Raw genomic sequence first — 15,937 nt, 5'->3', positions numbered from 1 at the left:
AGGTCTGGCGGCGCGGTGGACCCCGGAACGGGTCCGGGGTGACGGTTTGTGGCAGACGGGGGTCTCGCGCCTCCAGCCGTCACCCCGGCGCGGGGTCCGGGGTGACGGCCGGGTAGCCCCCTCCCCATGCAACTACCCGTCAACCATCAACCGTGTTGCGAGGTTCATACACGTCGCCTAGGTTGTACCGGCCCGTGGGGCTGGAGAATCCGTCGATGAAGCTTGTTCGGGGCGCATGGCGCCTGTTGGTCGGTATCAAGGACGCGCTGGTGCTCGTCGCGATGCTGCTGTTCTTCGGCGCCCTGTTCGCCGCGCTCAACAGCCGGTCGCGGCCCGCGGCGATCCCGACGGGGGCGCTGGTGCTCGACCTGGACGGGCCGATCGTGGAACAGCCGGAGGAGGTGCCGCCGCTGGCCCTGGTCAGCGGGCAGCAGATCGGGCGGCAATATCGCCTGCGCGACGTGCTGCTGGCGCTGGACAAGGCGCGCACCGACGAGCGGGTGAAGGCGGTCGTGCTGGACCTCGACCGGTTCGGCGGCGCCTATCCCGCGACGCTGGGCGAGGTCGCCGATGCGATCGTGCGGGTGAAGCAGGCGGGCAAGCCGGTGCTGGCCTATGCCACCGGCTATACCGACGGCGGCTATCGCCTGGCCGCGGCGGCGAGCGAGGTGTGGGTGAACCCGATGGGCGGGACCCTGTTCGCCGGGCCGGGCGGAAACCAGCTGTATTACAAGGGCCTGATCGACAAGCTGGGCGTCAATGCGCACGTCTATCGCGTCGGGCGGTACAAGTCCGCGGTCGAACCGTACCTGCTCACCGCCGCCAGCCCGGACGCGCGCGCCGCGGCGGAGGCGTTGTACGGATCGTTGTTCGACCAGTGGCAGGACGGCATCCGGCAGACCCGGCCCAAGGCGCGGATCGCGCCCTGGCTGGGCACGCCGCAGCAGGTGGTGACGCAGGCGGGCGGCGACATCGCGCGCGCGAACCTGGCCACCGGCATTGTCGACCGGCTGGGCGACCGCGTCGCGTTCGGCAAGCGGGTCGCCGCGCTGGTCGGCGGGGATGCGGCCAAGCCCGCGGGCTTCTTCAACGCCATCAAGTTCCAGAACTACGTCGATGCCTTCCCCTGGCCGGCCAAGGGCGACATCGGCATCCTGACCGTCGCGGGCACGATCGTCGACGGCGACGCATCGCCGGGAAGCGCGGGCGGCGATACCGTGTCGAAGCTGCTGTACAAGGGCCTGGCGGAGCAGAAGCTGAAGGCGCTGGTCGTGCGCGTCGATTCGCCCGGCGGGTCGAGCCTGGCGTCGGAGCAGATCCGCAACGCGGTGCTGGAAGCCAAGTCGCGGGGCATACCCGTCGTCATATCGATGGGCGGGCTGGCCGCGTCGGGCGGCTATTGGGTGGCGACCGCGGGCGATGCGATCTTCGCCGAACCCTCGACGATCACGGGATCGATCGGCATCTTTGGCGTCATCCCGACGTTCGAGAACACGCTGTCGAAGATCGGGCTGACCACCGACGGGGTGAAGACCACCGCCCTGTCGGGCCAGCCCGACGTGCTGGGCGGCACGAACCCCACGTTCGACGCGATCATCCAGGCGAACATCGAGCACGGCTATCGCGATTTCGTCAGCCGCGTGGCGCAGTCGCGCCGGATGACGCCCGCGCGCGTGGACGAGATCGGCCAGGGCCGCGTGTGGGTCGGCGGGATGGCGCGCCAGATCGGGCTGGTCGACCGTTTCGGCGGCATCGACGCCGCGGTGGCGGAAGCCGCGCGGCGCGCGGGCGTGAAGGAGCCGCAAATCGTGTGGCTGGACAAGAAGCCCGGCTTCGCGGCGCAGATCGCGCGGCAGTTCGCCAACCAGGAGGAGGAGGACGCGCGCGGCGGCGACATTTTCTCCAGCCTGGCGTGGCAGCGGCAGGCGACGCTGGCGCAGGCGCTGGGGGATGCCAAGCGGCTGCTGACCGGCGCGTCGATCCGGGCGGAATGCCTGGAATGCGCGGGCCTCGGCCCCGTCGGCGCGCGCGCGGCGGACCGGTCGCTGCTGCACCTGATGCTGGCGAAGGTGGGGCTGTAGGCGTGGCGCAGGGACCGATCACGATCCGCGCCGCGACCCCCGCCGACGCCGCGGCGATCGCGTCGATCTACGCCCCCTACGTCCTGTCGGGCACGGTATCGTTCGAGAGCGAGGCGCCCGATGCGCGACAGATGCGCGCGCGGATGGCGGCGTCGGACGGGCTGTACCCGTGGCTGGTCGCCACGTCGGGTGATGACGGGGACGGCGGCGGGGTGCTTGGATACGCCTATGCCGGGCGGTTCCGCGAGCGGCCCGCCTATCGCTACGTCGTGGAGACGTCGGTCTATACCGCCGGGTCCGGGCAGGGCATCGGGCGGTTGCTGTACGAGGCGCTGGTCGACACGCTGCGCGCGCAGGGCTTCACGCAGGCGATCGGGGTCCTGTCCCTGCCCAACGACGCGTCGATCTCGCTCCACGAATCGGTCGGCTTCCGCCGCGCGGGCGTGTTCCGCGAAGTGGGATTCAAGCAGGGACGATGGATCGACGTCGGCTTCTGGCAGTGCGAGCTGAACGACGGCGCGGTCCCGCCGGTGGAACCGAAGCGGTTTGCGGACGTGGGCGTGGTGCGGGATTGAGGGGCGGCGGATGCGGCCCGGCGCGCGGGATCGATGTCGCGCGACGACGGACGTGATCGGACGCTGTCGTTCGGCTTTACTTTCATTTTCAAGGCAGTGGCGGACACGATAAAGAGTTCCGACCGTCTTTCGTCGCGGCGGACAAGGTTTCGCGCGACCGCGACATAATCGGTTACTTGACTGTCGCCCGACTCCGGTGGAGTTTTCGCGCATGTCGGTCGCATTCCTCCTCCTGCTCGCCCAGATTTCGACGCCCGCCGCCGCGGTTGCCGACGACATCGTCGTCACGGGGCGTCGCGCCGAACGGGAGCTGGCGGCGTGCCTCGCGCGCCGTTGCCCGCCCGCGGAGGACATCGAGGCGACCCTTGAGGCGTCGGTCGCACAATTCGCGGACGGTCGCTACGTCGACGCGCGCCGCACCCTGCAACGGGCGATCCGGCGCAACCGCGATCAGGCGGCGACCCTGCCCGGCCCGGTATCGAGCCTCCACGCCACGCTGGCAACGGTGGCGGAGCACGAGGGCGACCGCGACCTGTGGTTGCGATCGGCACGGGACAACGTGCTGGTGCTTCGCCGGCACCTGGGCGAGGGGCATGACGCGACCCTGACGCAGGAACTGGCGTTCGGCGACAATCTGATCGGTCTGGGCAGCCCGACGTCGGCCTCCGACATCTATCGAAAGGTCCAGCGGATCGCGACCGAGCGCGGTGAAACCGTCCTTGCAGCGAGCGCCGCCTTCCGCCGGGCGTGGTTGGCCGCGCTGTCCGGACGCGAGAAGGAGGCCCGCCGGGGTGCGGACGAGTCCGTCGCGCTCGCGGGTAGTCAGAAGCAGGCTATGTCGGAGCTGCGGGACATCCTGCTCACCCGCATGGCGGTCCGTCGCGGCGACGCCGACGCCGTCGACCTCCTCGCCGCGCGACTGCGCCGGTCGGCGAAGGACACGCCACAGCTGATCTCGGCACCGCCGGTCCAGAACATCAACCCGGTCAATACCGGCGTTCAAAAGGACCCCTGGAACAATCCCAATGCCGGCTTCGCCGACGTCGGCTTCTGGATCAGGCCGGACGGGCGGACGACGGGGGTGGAGGTGCTGCGCAACGCCGGACTGGGGCAATGGGCGCCGGGCATCGTCGGGCAGGTGACCCAGAGGCGGTACGTCCCGCTCGACGTCCCGGCGGGCGCGCCCGGTCTTTACCGCATCGACCGGTTCACCGTGCGCGCGACGATGGGCGTGCCGACCGGCAGCCGGATCAGGCAGCGCATCGGGGACCTGTCCGTGCATGTCGTCGACCTGACCGGCACGGACGCCATGAGCGCCGCGCGCCGCGATAGGCCGGTCGCGGGGGTGACGCCCCCTACCGGCTAGGGCCGATCGACGTTCGGGATGGGACGCCGTTCCCGTGCCGCGATCCACCGTCATGCCGGGCCCGTTCCGGCATCCTGGGCCGCAGACGGCAGCGGTCGTGACCCTGAATGCCGGGACGAGCCCGGCATGACGGCCACAAATACTGAATGTCGGGCCGCTCTAGGCGACGGAACGTCGGCGCCCGCCCGGCCGTTCGGGAGCGCTCGGGCGGCGCGTGGACAGGCGCACGCCCCTTCCCTGACGGATCGGAACGAACGGATGGCGCGGACGGCATTGGTGGTGGGTGCGAGCGGGATCGTCGGGAGCGCGACGGCGGCGTTGCTGGTGGAGCGGGGCTGGACAGTGCACGGGCTGGCGCGGCGGGCGGTCGCGCAGGCGGGCGTGACGCCGGTCGTTACGGACCTGCAAGACGCCGCCGCGACCGCGGGCGCGCTGGCGCGGATCGATCCGGACGCGGTGTTCATCACCACCTGGCTGCGGCAGGACAGCGAGGCGGCGAACATCCGCGTCAATGCCGCAATGGTCCGTAACCTTCTGGACGCGCTGCCGAAACCGACACGACCGCGGCACGTCGCGCTGGTGACGGGGCTGAAGCATTACCTCGGCCCGTTCGAATCCTACGGCAAGGGCGCGTTGCCGCAGACGCCGTTCCGCGAGGAGCAGGGGCGGCTGGACGTCGAGAATTTCTATTACGCGCAGGAGGACGAGTTGTTCGCCGCCGCCGCGCGCGACGGGTTCGGATGGAGCGTGCATCGACCGCATACCGTCATCGGCATGGCCGTGGGCAATGCCATGAACATGGGCACGACGCTGGCCGTCCATGCCACGATCTGCCGCGAGACGGGGCGGCCGTTCACGTTCCCGGGATCGGCGGCGCAATGGAACGGGCTGACCGACATGACCGACGCGGGGCAACTGGCGCGGCACCTGCTTTGGGCGGCGCAGACGCCGGCGGCGCGGGACGAGGCGTTCAACGTCGTCAACGGCGACGTCTTCCGCTGGCAATGGATGTGGGGGCGGATCGCGGACTGGTTCGGGATCGCGGCGGTGCCGTTCGACGGCGTCGTCCGCCCGCTGGAGCAGCAGATGGCGGACGATGCGGACGTGTGGCGCGGGATCGCGGAACGGCACGGGCTGGCGGAGGCGGACCTGTCGCGCCTCGCCTCCCCCTGGCATACCGACGCGGACCTGGGTCGGCCGATCGAGGTCGTGACCGACATGGGGAAGAGCCGGCGGCTGGGCTTCACCGAATATCGCGCGACCGACGACGCCTTCTTCGACCTGTTCGCGCGGTTGCGGGCGGCGCGGCTGATCCCGTGAGGTCCCAGGGCGGACCGACCTTCAGATGGCGGGGTGAGATGTTCGCGCGGAGGCGCGGAGGGCGCGAAAGAGTACAGTGTGACGCAGACCGCCGCTCCCTCCATCGCGGCTGCGACGTCGGGCCGGTCGGTATCGGCCCTGCCGTCAGCCCGGTGCGCGACACGCCGCGTGCTCCGCGCCTCGCTTCGCGGCTTCGCGCGAACACCCTGCACCGGCAAATCGAAGGTCGATCCGGCCTAACCCTCGACCGCCGCCGCCCAGGCCGCGACCTCCGCGTCGAAGCGGCGCAGGACGGTCAGGTCGCCCGCGCGGGCGGTGGACAGGTCGACGTCAACCTCGCCCTCCCATTCCCACGTCGCGTTGCCGTGCAGCGTGACCATCGCGTCGCCGCCCGCGCGCGCGCGGACGCGCCCGCCGCGGTTGCGGACGGTGACGTCGGTATCGAACGCGATCCGCCCGGTCAGGCAGGCGGCATAGGTCGACGCCGCCATCGCGCTGCCGCAGCTGTCGGTCAGGCCCACGCCGCGCTCGTGCGTGCGGACGAACAGCGCGTCGGGGCCGAGGACGCGGACGAAGGACACGTTGGCGCGGTTGGGCAGCCAGTCGGGTGCGGCCTCGCACAGGCGGCCGATGCGGACCAGCTCGCGCTCGTCGATCGCATCGACGAAGGCGATCAGGTGCGGATTGGGGATCGCGACCGCGGTGAAGCGATGATCCGGTCCGAAGGCGGCGACGGGCCGGTCGATCAGGCGGTCGGTCCCGATCGTCATCGGCCAGTCCGCGAGGTCGAGCGTCGCGGGCCCGGCGGTTTCCGCGATCGTATGGACGCCGGGCGCGATCTGCGGGGCGAGCGCGACCGCGGCGTGCGACGTCTTCAGCCGGACGGTCGCGCGGTCCAGCCCCAGCGCCGCGAACCCCGCGCGTGCGACGCAGCGCAGGCCGTTGAGGCACGTCTCCGCCTCGCTGCCGTCGCTGTTGAACATGCGCATACCGAAGGCGGCCGTGTCGTCGCCCGCGGTGAGCGCGAGGATGCCGTCACCCCCAACCGGCCCCGCACGATCCGCCAGCGCACGGGCAAGGGCGGGCCAGTCCCCCTCCCCGATCGCGCCGTCGCGCGCGTCGACCAGAGGGAAATCGTTGCCCGAGCCGTGGCATTTGACGAAGCGGATGCGCATGCGCGCCTTGTGGCGCGCGCGCGGGCGCGCCGCAAGCCTTACGGGGTTGTGGCGTGCGGCGTGTCGTAGTCCGGCGGTCCGCCCTCGTGACGGGTGAGACGACAAGGCGCACGTCGCGCGTGTCGGTCATGTCGTACTCGATCCGGCATCGATGGTGCCGCGCGCGGGGAGAGCGGTGGTTTCGCGGCGCGATGGACCCCGGCTCGGGGCCGGGGTGACGGGGAGCCCCCCGCTACCGTCCACGCCGGAACGCGCCCGGCATGGCGGAGGATCACCGCAGCCCGTAATGGTCCGCCGCGCGGTCCAGCGCGAAGGCGAGCACCAGCCGCGCGCTGCGCGTCGGCCAGCCCAGGCCGCGCTCCGCCTCCGCCAGCGGCTCGCCCGCGCACACGACGCGCCACAGCACGTCGGACAGGCCCGGCCCCGCGGCATGGATCGCGCCGTCGAAGCGGCGCTTCGCGGCCAGTTGCGATTCGGTCGGGTCCAGCGTCGGCGCGCCGCCGCCGTCGACGCGCGGGGACCAGCGCATCGTGACCGACGCGCCGATCGCGGCGCGTTCGTAGTCGGCGCGCAGCCGCTCCCCCGCCTCCTCCTGCCGCGCGCTGACCAGCCCGCGCGACGCCAGCCACGCCAGCGCCGATTCGCGACGATTGACGGTCACGCTGCGCGCGGTCGCACGCCCCTTCACCCGCCGTCCCTGTCCGTCGACCGCCTGTTCCACCAGTTCGCGCATACCCGATCCCTTGCCGTTCGGACCCGGGCTGGCGGAAGTTGGACGATGTAGGAAAGCGGGAAAGGTGGTGGGCGCTGACGGGTTCGAACCGCCGACCTACTCGGTGTAAACGAGCCGCTCTACCAGCTGAGCTAAGCGCCCGGCACGTGGGGACGGGCATGCCGATGGCGTTGCGTCTACAGCGGTTCGCGGCCGAATCAAGCGCGCTGCGACGTGTAGGGGGGTGCGTAAGGGGGGTGCGTCGATCGTCGCGGCGGGTTAGGGTGCGGCCATGCCGTATCAGAACAAGCGCACCCGGACGTTGCTGGAGCAAGTGGTCGTGCCCGCCATCGGCATCGTGGTCGCGGTCGCGCTGATCGCCGCGGTGCTGGTCTTCTACGCGCGCAGCTGAACGCCGCGGCGCGTTACACCAGCGGCAGGCCCGCCGCCTTCGTCGCGGCGACATAGCCGCGCATCGCGGTGCCCGCGATCGGGGAGAGCGCGACGAAGGCGCGACGGCGATCCTGCGGATCGGGCGCGCGTTCCAGCAGGCCGGTATCGGTCAGCCGCCCGATCCAGCGCAGCGCGGTGGTCGGCGCGACCGCGGCGGCGATGCACAGGCTGGACACCGACACGCGGGCGCCTTCCAGCTCGGCGGCGAACAGGTCGAGCAGCATGTCCCATGCCGGATCCTCGAACAGGCCCTCGCCCAGGAAGCGGTCGCGCAGGCGGCGCGCCTTGATGACGTCGCGGACCTCGGGCGCGGTGATGCTGGCGGCGACGGGCCCGGCGTCGAAGCGCGGGCGCGCGTCCGACGCCGCGCGGGGCGCGTCCCGGTCGGTGCCGAGCCGGGACAGCGCGTCCGCGATCCGCGCGACTTCGGCCTGGAGCCGGGCGAGCCGCTCCGCCTCGTCGCCCGGATCCCGCACGCCGCCGGGGCTCCCGCCCGAGCGGGGCGACAGGCCCGCGGTGACCAGCGCGCGCACCCATTCGGCCTGGTCGGGATCGCACAGCAATTGCGGGTCGCCGTCGCGCAACGCCGCGACGACGACGTCGACCTGCGACAGCGACATCGCGACGATCAGCGGCAGATCGTGGGCCGCGGCGGCGGCATCGAGGGCCGCCGTGGCGGCATGGACCGTCCCCTCGTCCGCGTCGCGCACGTCGATCACGACCGCGCCCGCGAACCCGGCGCAGGCATCGGCCGCATCCGCCAGCGCGACCCGGTGCACCACGGTGCCGCCGATCAGCCGGATCGCCGCCTCCGCCTCCGCGCCGCCGCCCGGCACCGTCGCCAGCAGGAAGGGCGCGCCGCCCTCCCCCGGCGCGATGTACGACGGCATCAGTCGAGCGCCTTGACGATTTCCTCGACCATCTTCTTCGCGTCCGCCAGCAGCATCATGGTGTTGTCCATATAGAAGACGTCATTGTCGACGCCGGCATAGCCCACACCGCCCATGCTGCGCTTGACGAATAGCACCGTTTTGGCGCGTTCGACGTCCAGGATCGGCATGCCGTAGATCGGCGACGTCTTGTCGGTCTTCGCCGCCGGATTGGTGACGTCGTTCGCGCCGATGACGAAGGCGACGTCGGTCTGCGCGAATTCGCTGTTGATGTCCTCCAGCTCGAACACCTCGTCATAGGGTACGTTCGCCTCGGCCAGCAGGACGTTCATATGGCCGGGCATGCGCCCCGCGACCGGGTGGATCGCGTATTTCACGCGGACGCCCGCTTCCTTCAGCTTGTCCCCCATCTCGCGCAGCGCGTGCTGCGCCTGGCTGACCGCCATGCCGTAGCCGGGGACGATGATGACCTGGTCCGCCTGTTGCATCAGGAAGGCGGCGTCCTCGGCCGAGCCGCGCTTCCACGGGCGCTGCTCCTTCGCCTCGCCCTCCACCGCCGCGGTGGCGCCGAAGCCGCCCGCGATGACGGAAATGAAGCTGCGGTTCATCGCGCGGCACATGATGTAGCTGAGGATCGCGCCCGACGATCCGACCAGCGCGCCGGTGATTATCATGGCGGTGTTGTGCAGCGTGAAGCCCATCGCGGCGGCGGCCCAGCCCGAATAGCTGTTCAGCATGCTGACCACGACGGGCATGTCCGCGCCGCCGATGGGGACGATCAGCAGGAAGCCGATCGCGAACGACAGGCCGACGACGATCCAGAAATCCAGCGGCGATTGCGAATGCCAGAAGCCGAAGGAGAAGAAGGCGATCATCAGCAGGATGCCGAGGTTGATCGCATGCCGCATCGGCAGCAGGATCGGGCTGCCCGACATGTTGCCGTTCAGTTTCAGGAAGGCGATGACGCTGCCCGAGAAGGTGATCGCGCCGATCGCGACGCCCAGGATCATCTCGATCCGGCTGACGCGCTCGATCGCGGCGAAGGGCGCGCCGATCAGCGGCGTGACGACCTCCGCGATCCCGAACGCGAGCGGGTTCAGGAACGCCGCGACCGCGACCAGCACCGCGGCGAGGCCGACGAGGCTGTGGAAGGCGGCGACGAGCTGCGGCATCGCGGTCATCGCGATGCGGCGCGCGGTGACGAGGCCGATCGCGCCGCCGAGCGCGATGGCGGCGAGGATTTCGAGCGCGGCGAGCGTATCGATGCGCTGGAACACCGCGGCCATGTCGTAACCGACGACGACCGTCTCGAGCACCGGCACGTGCGTGACCAGCGTCGTGACGACCGCGATGGCCATGCCGATCATGCCGAAGCGGTTGCCGCGCTGGCTGGTCTGCGGGTTCGACAGCCCGCGCAGCGCGAGGATGAAGCACACGCCCGATATCAGGTAGGCCACCGCTACCCAGGGATTGACCGCGACGTGTTCCATTCCACCCCCAAAATCGTCATCCCAGCGAAAGCTGGGATCTCATGCCCCGAACCGTGCCCTTGCGGATTGAGCCCCCAGCATGCGCCGGGGTGACGGTCCTAGTGCTTCGCGGCCGCGGGCCGCTCCTTTTTCTTGTACATCGCCAGCATGCGGTGCGTGACCGCGAAGCCGCCGAAGATATTGATGCTGGCCAGCACGACGCCGAGCAGCCCCAGCCACTTCGACCCCGCCGACCCGCTCGCCGCCGAGGCGATTAGCGCGCCGACGATGATGACGCTGGAAATCGCGTTCGTCACCGCCATCAGCGGCGTGTGCAGCGCGGGCGTGACCGACCAGACGACGTAATAGCCGACGAAGCATGCCAGCACGAAGATCGACAGGATCGCGACGAAGTCCATCAATTATACTCCTGATCCTCCCCATGCACCGCATGGGGAGGGGGACCGTCCGCAGGACGGTGGAGGGGCGAGGCGGCGGCGGCGACGGACGCCGCGACCGCATCGGGATCGCGCAGGATATCGGCGGCGGCGATACGAAGGACATTCAGGCCGCGCGAGCGCATCCATTCGTCGCGACGCGCGTCGTGCGCCGGAGCGTCGGCGCGGTTGTGCGCCTCGCCATCGACCTCGACCACCAGCCGCGCGGCGGGGCAGTAGAAGTCGGCGACGTAAGGCGCCAACGGATGCTGGCGCCGGAACTTCACCTCGCCAGCGCGGCGTCGGAGGCGCTGCCACAGCAGCACTTCGGGAAGGCTCATCGCGCGACGCAGGCGGCGCGCGCGATGCATCGTCGCTGCCCCTCCACCGTGCTGCGCACGGTCCCCCTCCCCATGCGGGGCATGGGGAGGATCGATCGTCACGACGCCAGCCTTTCGTGCACGACCTGGCCGTCCTTCGTCAGGCGGACGGCGGTGCCGATCTCCTCGTCCAGGACGGGACGCGCGGCGTCCTTGTCCCAGAAGGTCGAGAGGAAGTTGTACAGGTTGCGGGCGTAGAGCGCGGACGTGTCGGCGGCGAGACGGCTGGGCACGTTGCGGTGGCCGACGATCTTCACGCCGTGGCGTTCGACCACCTCGCCCGGAAGCGCGCCCTCGACGTTGCCGCCCTGCTCCACCGCCAGGTCGACGATGACGCTGCCGGGGCGCATCGTCGCGATCTGCGCGTCGGTGACGAGGCGCGGCGCGGGCTTGCCGGGGATCAGCGCGGTCGTGATGACGATGTCCTGCTTGGCGATGTGGCTCGACACCAGCGCGGCCTGGGCGGCCTGGTATTCCGCGCTCATCTCGCCCGCGTAGCCGCCCGAGCCCTCGCCCTCGATCCCCTTCACATCCTCCACGAACACCGCCTTCGCACCCAGCGACTGGATCTGTTCGCGCGTGGCGGAGCGGACGTCGGTGGCAGACACCTGCGCGCCGAGGCGGCGGGCGGTGGCGATCGCCTGCAACCCGGCGACGCCGACGCCCATGACGAACACGCGCGCCGCGCTGACCGTGCCCGCGGCGGTCATCATCATCGGGAAGGCGCGGCCATATTCGCCCGCGGCGTCGAGCACCGCCTTGTACCCCGACAGGTTCGATTGCGAGGACAGGACGTCCATCGATTGCGCGCGCGTGATGCGCGGCATGAATTCCATCGCCAGCGCCTCCACGCCCGCGGCGGCATAGCCGTCGACGCGTGCGCGCTGCCCGAACGGATCGAGGATCGCGGCCAGCATCGCGCCCGATGGCAGGCCGGCGGCGTCGGGGCCCTGCACCGCCAGCACGATGCCCGCGCCCGACAGCGTCGCCGCGCGATCGCCCACGGTCGCGCCCGCGGCCTGATAGTCGGCGTCGGCGATGCTGGCGGTCGCGCCCGCACCGGCCTCCACCGCCACCTCCGCGCCGAGCGCGACGAACTTCTTCACCGTTTCCGGCGTCGCGGCCACGCGGCGTTCGCCGGGCGCCCCCTCGCGTAGGACCGCGATCTTCACGTTACGCGATCAGCCAGATCACGAGGAAGGCGAGCAGGAAGCAGATCACCGCCCCCCATTTCAGCCAGCCGAGCATGCCGACATACGTCGATTCATGCGCTTTCAGGTCGGTCCGGTCCGCCATCGTCATCCTCTTGCCTGATACCGTTTCGGTCCCGGACCCTAAAGGCGCCGCCCATTGCTGGCAACCGGCGCCGTCGCTTTGCCGCGCTTAAGCCCCCCTTTACCGCCGGTGCGTACATCACGATCCCGAACCGGGACGGGAATGGCCGAATGACGCGCAACGGACAGCGCCTGCTGATGCTGATCGACGAAGACGGGGCGCAGCGGCGGCTCGTCGCCTCGCTGGCCGCGCGCGGCGGGTGGCGGACGATCTTCGCCAACGACACCGAAATGGCGCTCGCCACGCTGGGGACGCAGGACGGGATGCAGCTGGACGCGATCGTGATCGACGATCCGGCGGAACAGTCGGACCCCGCGCCGCTGATCGCGGAACTGCGCGCCAATCGCCCGCAGCTGCCCGTCCTGCTGCTGACCGCGAACAATTCCGCGGCTCAGGCGGTGGTGGCGATGCGCGCGGGCGCGACCGACTACCTGGTCAAGCCGATCGGCGCGGAGCGGCTGGTGCAGGCGCTGGACGCCGCGGTGAAGGACCAGGGCGCGGGCGAACTGCGCCCGCTGACCGAGAAGATCCCGGCGATGCTGGGGTTCGACGAGATCGTCGGGTCCGCCCCCGATTTCCGCGCCGCGCTGGCGATCGCGGCGAAGGCGGCGCGCGCGCGCGTGTCGGTGCTGATCGAGGGCGAGAGCGGGGTCGGCAAGGCGGTGGTGGCCGAAGCGGTCCATGCCGCGTCGCCGCGCGCGAAGACCCAGCTGACCACGGTCAATTGCGGCGCGATGTCCGCGAACCTGATCGAGAGCGAATTGTTCGGGCACGAGGCGGGCGCCTTTCCCGGCGCGTTCGATCGCAAGGTGGGGCGGTTCGTCGAGGCGGACGGGGGCACATTGTTCCTGGACGAGGTCGACGCGATGCCGCTGGACGCGCAGGTCAAGCTGCTGCGCGTGCTGAACGTGGGCGAGGTCGCCGCCATCGGTGCGCGGCACCCGCGCGAGGTGGACGTGCGCGTCATCGCCGCGACGAACAAGCGCCTGTCCGACGAGGTCGCCGCCGGGCGCTTCCGCGAGGACCTGTACTATCGGTTGAACGCGGTGCAGGTGACGATCCCGCCGCTGCGCGAACGCACCGGGGACGTGCCCGCGCTGGCCCGCCACCTGCTGGCGCGGATCGCGGGCCAGCCGGGGCTGCGCGAGCTGGGCATCACCGACGATGCGCTGACGCTGCTGGTCGATTACGACTGGCCGGGCAACGTGCGGCAGTTGCAGGACGCATTGTTCCGTGCCGCCGTCCGGTGCGAGGGCGATGCCCTGACCCGCGCCGATTTTCCGCAGATCGCGGCGGCGGGCGGGCGGCGCGCGATACCGATCGCGCCGCACATGGCGACGTCGGGCGGCATCACCCTGTTCCTGGCGGACGGCAACCTGCGCCCGCTGGAGGATATCGAGGCGGACGTGATCCGCCTGGCGATCGGCCATTACCGCGGGCGGATGACCGAGGTCGCGCGGCGGCTGGGGATCGGGCGGTCGACCTTGTACCGCAAGCTGGGCGAGCTGGGGATCGACAACGCGGCTTAGGAGCCTCGGCACTACCCCCGTTCGACCTGAGCGCAGTCGAAGGTTATGCGCTCAGGCTTCGACTTCGCTCAGCCCGAACGGATGGCGGGGGTGGCTTTCCCGATGTTGCTTTCCCGGTGTTCCTGCGAAAGCGGGAACCCGGTGCGGCGGGCGCTGCGCCTTGCAACCCTGGGTTCCTGGGCGCGCAGGAACACCTGTCAGCCTACCACAGCACGCCCTTGACCGGCTGCACCGGCCCCGCGGGCTTCTCGCCGATCGCCTCCAGCAGGTCGATCTCGATCGTGCGGCACATCGCGGACAGGGGCACGTCGTGCACCGTGTTGGCGAAGGGATCGACCAGGTCGTCGCCGATCTGCAACACCGCCAGGAACATCAGCCCCGCGATCGTCGACCCCAACGGCGTGGCGACGCCCAGCGTCTCGACCAGGCCGATCGGCAGCAGCACGCAGAAGAGGTGGGTGAAGAAGGTCGGGAAGAAGCGATACTGGTTGGGCAGCGGCGTGTTCTTCAGCCGCTCCATCCCCCCCTGCGCATTCGCGATGTCCACCAGCGTCGATTCCATCCGCGCCTGAAGGATCGTGTCGATCCACCCGCGGCGGCGCGCGTCGTCGATGCGGCGCCCGGTGCCGTCGAGCAGGCCGTTGGCGACGTTCGTCCGCGCCAGCGCGGGTTCCGCCTCCCCCTTCGACAGGAAGCGCAGCACCTCCGTATCTACCGGCTGGCGACGCAATTGCGTGCGCAGCGCATTGACGTAGGCGACGTGGCGCAGGACGATCGTCCGGCGCAAATCGCGCGCCTCGTCCTCCGGCAGGAAGTTGCGCGTCTCGCGCGCCAGGCTGCGCGACGCATTTATCATCGCGCCCCACAGGATGCGCCCTTCCCACCAGCGTTCGTAGGCGGAATTGTCGCGGAACCCCAGGAACAGCGCCAGCGCGGAACCGAAGATGGTGAGCGGCAGCGACGGCGCCGCGAAGGGCGACCACAGATAGAAGCCGGTGACGAGGACGTCCCACACGAACAGGACGGCCAGCGGCTTCCATACTTCGCGGACGATGCGGGTGAGCCGTGGCGCTGCCGTAACGATCATGCGCGGCCTAACCCGGGTGATGCGATCGGGTTCCCTGCCACGCTACCCGGAAAGCGCGCGGTCGCGCAGGCCGCGCCAGACGCGCAGGGCCTGGACCGTCTCGCCCACGTCGTGGACGCGCAGCACCTGCACCCCCGCCGCCGCGCCCGCGAGCGCGAGCGCGACCGAGCCGCCCAGCCGCCGCTCCACCGGCGCCTCGTTGTCGAGCGCGCCGACCAGCCGCTTCCGGCTGGCGCCCAGCATGATCGGGCAGCCGAGCCCGTGGAAGGCGGGGAGCGCATTGAGGAGCGCGAGATTGTCGGACAGCGACTTGCCGAAGCCGATGCCGGGATCGACCATGATCCGCGCGCGATCCACCCCGCCCGCGACCACCGCCTCGACCCGCGCCTCCAGCCAGTCGAGCACCTCCGTCACCACGTCGGCATAGCCGTCCCCGCCGTGCGGCCCCTTCGCGGGATCGGGGGAATGCATCAGGACGACGGGGGCGCCGCGCGTCGCGACCAGCGCGAGCGCGCGCGCGTCCCACAGCAGGGCGGACACGTCGTTGACGATGGCCGCCCCGGCGGCCAGCGCGGCGTCCATCACCGGCGCCTTGCGCGTGTCGATCGACACCAACGTTCCCGCGGCGGCGAGGCGTTCGACGACGGGGGCGATGCGGCGGGCCTCGTCCTCCTCCCATATCAGCGGCGCGCCGGGGCGGGTCGATTCGCCGCCGACGTCGATCAACGCCGCGCCCGCCGCCGCCATCGCCACCCCGGCGGCGGCGGCGGCGGCGGGATCGCCGTCGTGCGCGCCGCCGTCGGAGAAGCTGTCGGGCGTGACGTTCAGGATGCCCGCCACGGTCGGCTGGTCGAACCGCAGCGTCCGGGGGCCGAGCGCCCAGGGCGCGCGCGGCGCGACGATGCGCGCGTGGAGCGTGGCGGCGCGGGTGCCGAGACCGCCGACGTCCGCGACCGGGACGATGCGGCGGGGACCGTCGCCGAGGATTTCATAGGCCGCGAACCACTGCATCCCCCCCGCCAGCCGCGCGACATCGCCGTCGGCATGGGCGAAGGGGGCGTCGACGAACTGGGTGGGCAGGAGGTGCATCGGTGTCTCGCTCCCCTCCCTTTCAAGGGAGGGGTCGGG

15 protein-coding genes and 1 tRNA gene are annotated in these 15,937 nt (G+C 71.0%); 5 read left to right on the top strand and 11 right to left on the bottom strand.

The annotated features are described in order from the left end of the window. Positions 1-215 precede the first annotated feature (215 nt). From sppA to ASG29_RS08470, 4 genes are all read left to right on the top strand, one after another. Positions 216-2,081 (top strand): signal peptide peptidase SppA, encoded by a 1,866-nt coding sequence (gene sppA, locus ASG29_RS08485; RefSeq protein WP_055985305.1) that lies wholly within the window; start codon positions 216-218, stop codon positions 2,079-2,081. A gap of 2 nt (positions 2,082-2,083) precedes the next feature. Then, positions 2,084-2,656, top strand: coding sequence for a GNAT family N-acetyltransferase (locus ASG29_RS08480; RefSeq protein ID WP_055982828.1), 573 nt, complete (start codon positions 2,084-2,086; stop codon positions 2,654-2,656). A gap of 211 nt (positions 2,657-2,867) precedes the next feature. Then, positions 2,868-4,022: a hypothetical protein gene (locus tag ASG29_RS08475; protein WP_055982825.1), complete on the top strand. Its 1,155-nt coding sequence runs from the start codon at positions 2,868-2,870 to the stop codon at positions 4,020-4,022. A gap of 258 nt (positions 4,023-4,280) precedes the next feature. Then, complete coding sequence (locus ASG29_RS08470) at positions 4,281-5,342, top strand: SDR family oxidoreductase (RefSeq protein WP_055982823.1); 1,062 nt, start codon at positions 4,281-4,283, stop codon at positions 5,340-5,342. A gap of 236 nt (positions 5,343-5,578) precedes the next feature. Here ASG29_RS08470 and dapF read toward each other — a convergent pair whose 3' ends face one another. From dapF to ASG29_RS16405, 9 genes are all read right to left on the bottom strand, one after another. After that, the gene (gene dapF, locus ASG29_RS08465) at positions 5,579-6,517 is read right to left on the bottom strand and encodes a diaminopimelate epimerase (RefSeq protein ID WP_055982821.1); all 939 of its coding nucleotides are present in this window, start codon (positions 6,515-6,517) and stop codon (positions 5,579-5,581) included. Between the two features lie 271 nt (positions 6,518-6,788). Continuing rightward, positions 6,789-7,250 carry a DUF6456 domain-containing protein gene (locus ASG29_RS08460; protein ID WP_055982819.1) on the bottom strand — a complete coding sequence of 154 codons (462 nt, stop codon included), beginning with the start codon at positions 7,248-7,250 and terminating at the stop codon, positions 6,789-6,791. A 65-nt stretch (positions 7,251-7,315) separates the two neighbouring features. Further along, positions 7,316-7,391, bottom strand: a tRNA-Val gene (locus ASG29_RS08455). A gap of 263 nt (positions 7,392-7,654) precedes the next feature. After that, positions 7,655-8,572, bottom strand: a complete 918-nt coding sequence (locus ASG29_RS08450; RefSeq protein WP_055982816.1) for a winged helix DNA-binding protein — start codon at positions 8,570-8,572, stop codon at positions 7,655-7,657. Beyond that, positions 8,572-10,062, bottom strand: coding sequence for an NAD(P)(+) transhydrogenase (Re/Si-specific) subunit beta (locus tag ASG29_RS08445; RefSeq protein WP_055982814.1), 1,491 nt, complete (start codon positions 10,060-10,062; stop codon positions 8,572-8,574). The genes ASG29_RS08450 and ASG29_RS08445 overlap by 1 nt, the downstream gene beginning before the upstream one ends. A gap of 98 nt (positions 10,063-10,160) precedes the next feature. Beyond that, positions 10,161-10,460 (bottom strand): NAD(P) transhydrogenase subunit alpha, encoded by a 300-nt coding sequence (locus ASG29_RS08440; RefSeq protein WP_055982812.1) that lies wholly within the window; start codon positions 10,458-10,460, stop codon positions 10,161-10,163. Further along, positions 10,460-10,849 carry an endonuclease domain-containing protein gene (locus ASG29_RS08435; protein WP_055982810.1) on the bottom strand — a complete coding sequence of 130 codons (390 nt, stop codon included), beginning with the start codon at positions 10,847-10,849 and terminating at the stop codon, positions 10,460-10,462. The genes ASG29_RS08440 and ASG29_RS08435 overlap by 1 nt, the downstream gene beginning before the upstream one ends. Positions 10,850-10,917: 68 nt before the next feature. Beyond that, the gene (locus tag ASG29_RS08430; protein WP_055982807.1) at positions 10,918-12,030 is read right to left on the bottom strand and encodes an NAD(P) transhydrogenase subunit alpha; all 1,113 of its coding nucleotides are present in this window, start codon (positions 12,028-12,030) and stop codon (positions 10,918-10,920) included. Between the two features lies 1 nt (position 12,031). Beyond that, positions 12,032-12,154, bottom strand: coding sequence for an aa3-type cytochrome c oxidase subunit IV (locus ASG29_RS16405; RefSeq protein ID WP_082516027.1), 123 nt, complete (start codon positions 12,152-12,154; stop codon positions 12,032-12,034). 149 nt (positions 12,155-12,303) lie between these two features. On the opposite strand from ASG29_RS16405, the gene ASG29_RS08425 reads away from it, so the two are divergent. Beyond that, a complete protein-coding gene (locus ASG29_RS08425) occupies positions 12,304-13,722 on the top strand; it encodes a sigma-54-dependent transcriptional regulator (protein WP_055982806.1) in 1,419 nt (472 codons plus the stop codon). A gap of 202 nt (positions 13,723-13,924) precedes the next feature. On the opposite strand, the gene ASG29_RS08420 is transcribed toward ASG29_RS08425, so the two are convergent. Together ASG29_RS08420 and folP are read right to left on the bottom strand one after the other, a co-directional pair. Further along, positions 13,925-14,809 carry a bestrophin family protein gene (locus tag ASG29_RS08420; RefSeq protein ID WP_055982804.1) on the bottom strand — a complete coding sequence of 295 codons (885 nt, stop codon included), beginning with the start codon at positions 14,807-14,809 and terminating at the stop codon, positions 13,925-13,927. A gap of 42 nt (positions 14,810-14,851) precedes the next feature. After that, positions 14,852-15,898, bottom strand: a complete 1,047-nt coding sequence (folP, locus tag ASG29_RS08415) for a dihydropteroate synthase (RefSeq protein ID WP_055982802.1) — start codon at positions 15,896-15,898, stop codon at positions 14,852-14,854. Between the last annotated feature and the right edge of the window lie 39 nt (positions 15,899-15,937).

This window comes from Sphingomonas sp. Leaf412 (assembly GCF_001425405.1).
GTDB lineage: Bacteria > Pseudomonadota > Alphaproteobacteria > Sphingomonadales > Sphingomonadaceae > Sphingomonas.
Note: the sequence above shows the minus strand (reverse complement) of the source record. Positions and strands in the feature narration are given on the sequence as shown.

Coding starts and splice junctions, on each gene's coding strand:
- ASG29_RS08435 (WP_055982810.1), bottom strand. CDS start 10,849: ATGCATCGCGCGCGCCGCCTGCGTCGCGCGATGAGCCTTCCCGAAGTG.
- ASG29_RS08460 (WP_055982819.1), bottom strand. CDS start 7,250: ATGCGCGAACTGGTGGAACAGGCGGTCGACGGACAGGGACGGCGGGTG.
- ASG29_RS08420 (WP_055982804.1), bottom strand. CDS start 14,809: ATGATCGTTACGGCAGCGCCACGGCTCACCCGCATCGTCCGCGAAGTA.
- folP (WP_055982802.1), bottom strand. CDS start 15,898: ATGCACCTCCTGCCCACCCAGTTCGTCGACGCCCCCTTCGCCCATGCC.
- dapF (WP_055982821.1), bottom strand. CDS start 6,517: ATGCGCATCCGCTTCGTCAAATGCCACGGCTCGGGCAACGATTTCCCT.
- sppA (WP_055985305.1), top strand. CDS start 216: ATGAAGCTTGTTCGGGGCGCATGGCGCCTGTTGGTCGGTATCAAGGAC.
- ASG29_RS08445 (WP_055982814.1), bottom strand. CDS start 10,062: ATGGAACACGTCGCGGTCAATCCCTGGGTAGCGGTGGCCTACCTGATA.
- ASG29_RS08470 (WP_055982823.1), top strand. CDS start 4,281: ATGGCGCGGACGGCATTGGTGGTGGGTGCGAGCGGGATCGTCGGGAGC.
- ASG29_RS16405 (WP_082516027.1), bottom strand. CDS start 12,154: ATGGCGGACCGGACCGACCTGAAAGCGCATGAATCGACGTATGTCGGC.
- ASG29_RS08475 (WP_055982825.1), top strand. CDS start 2,868: ATGTCGGTCGCATTCCTCCTCCTGCTCGCCCAGATTTCGACGCCCGCC.
- ASG29_RS08450 (WP_055982816.1), bottom strand. CDS start 8,572: ATGCCGTCGTACATCGCGCCGGGGGAGGGCGGCGCGCCCTTCCTGCTG.
- ASG29_RS08440 (WP_055982812.1), bottom strand. CDS start 10,460: ATGGACTTCGTCGCGATCCTGTCGATCTTCGTGCTGGCATGCTTCGTC.
- ASG29_RS08425 (WP_055982806.1), top strand. CDS start 12,304: ATGACGCGCAACGGACAGCGCCTGCTGATGCTGATCGACGAAGACGGG.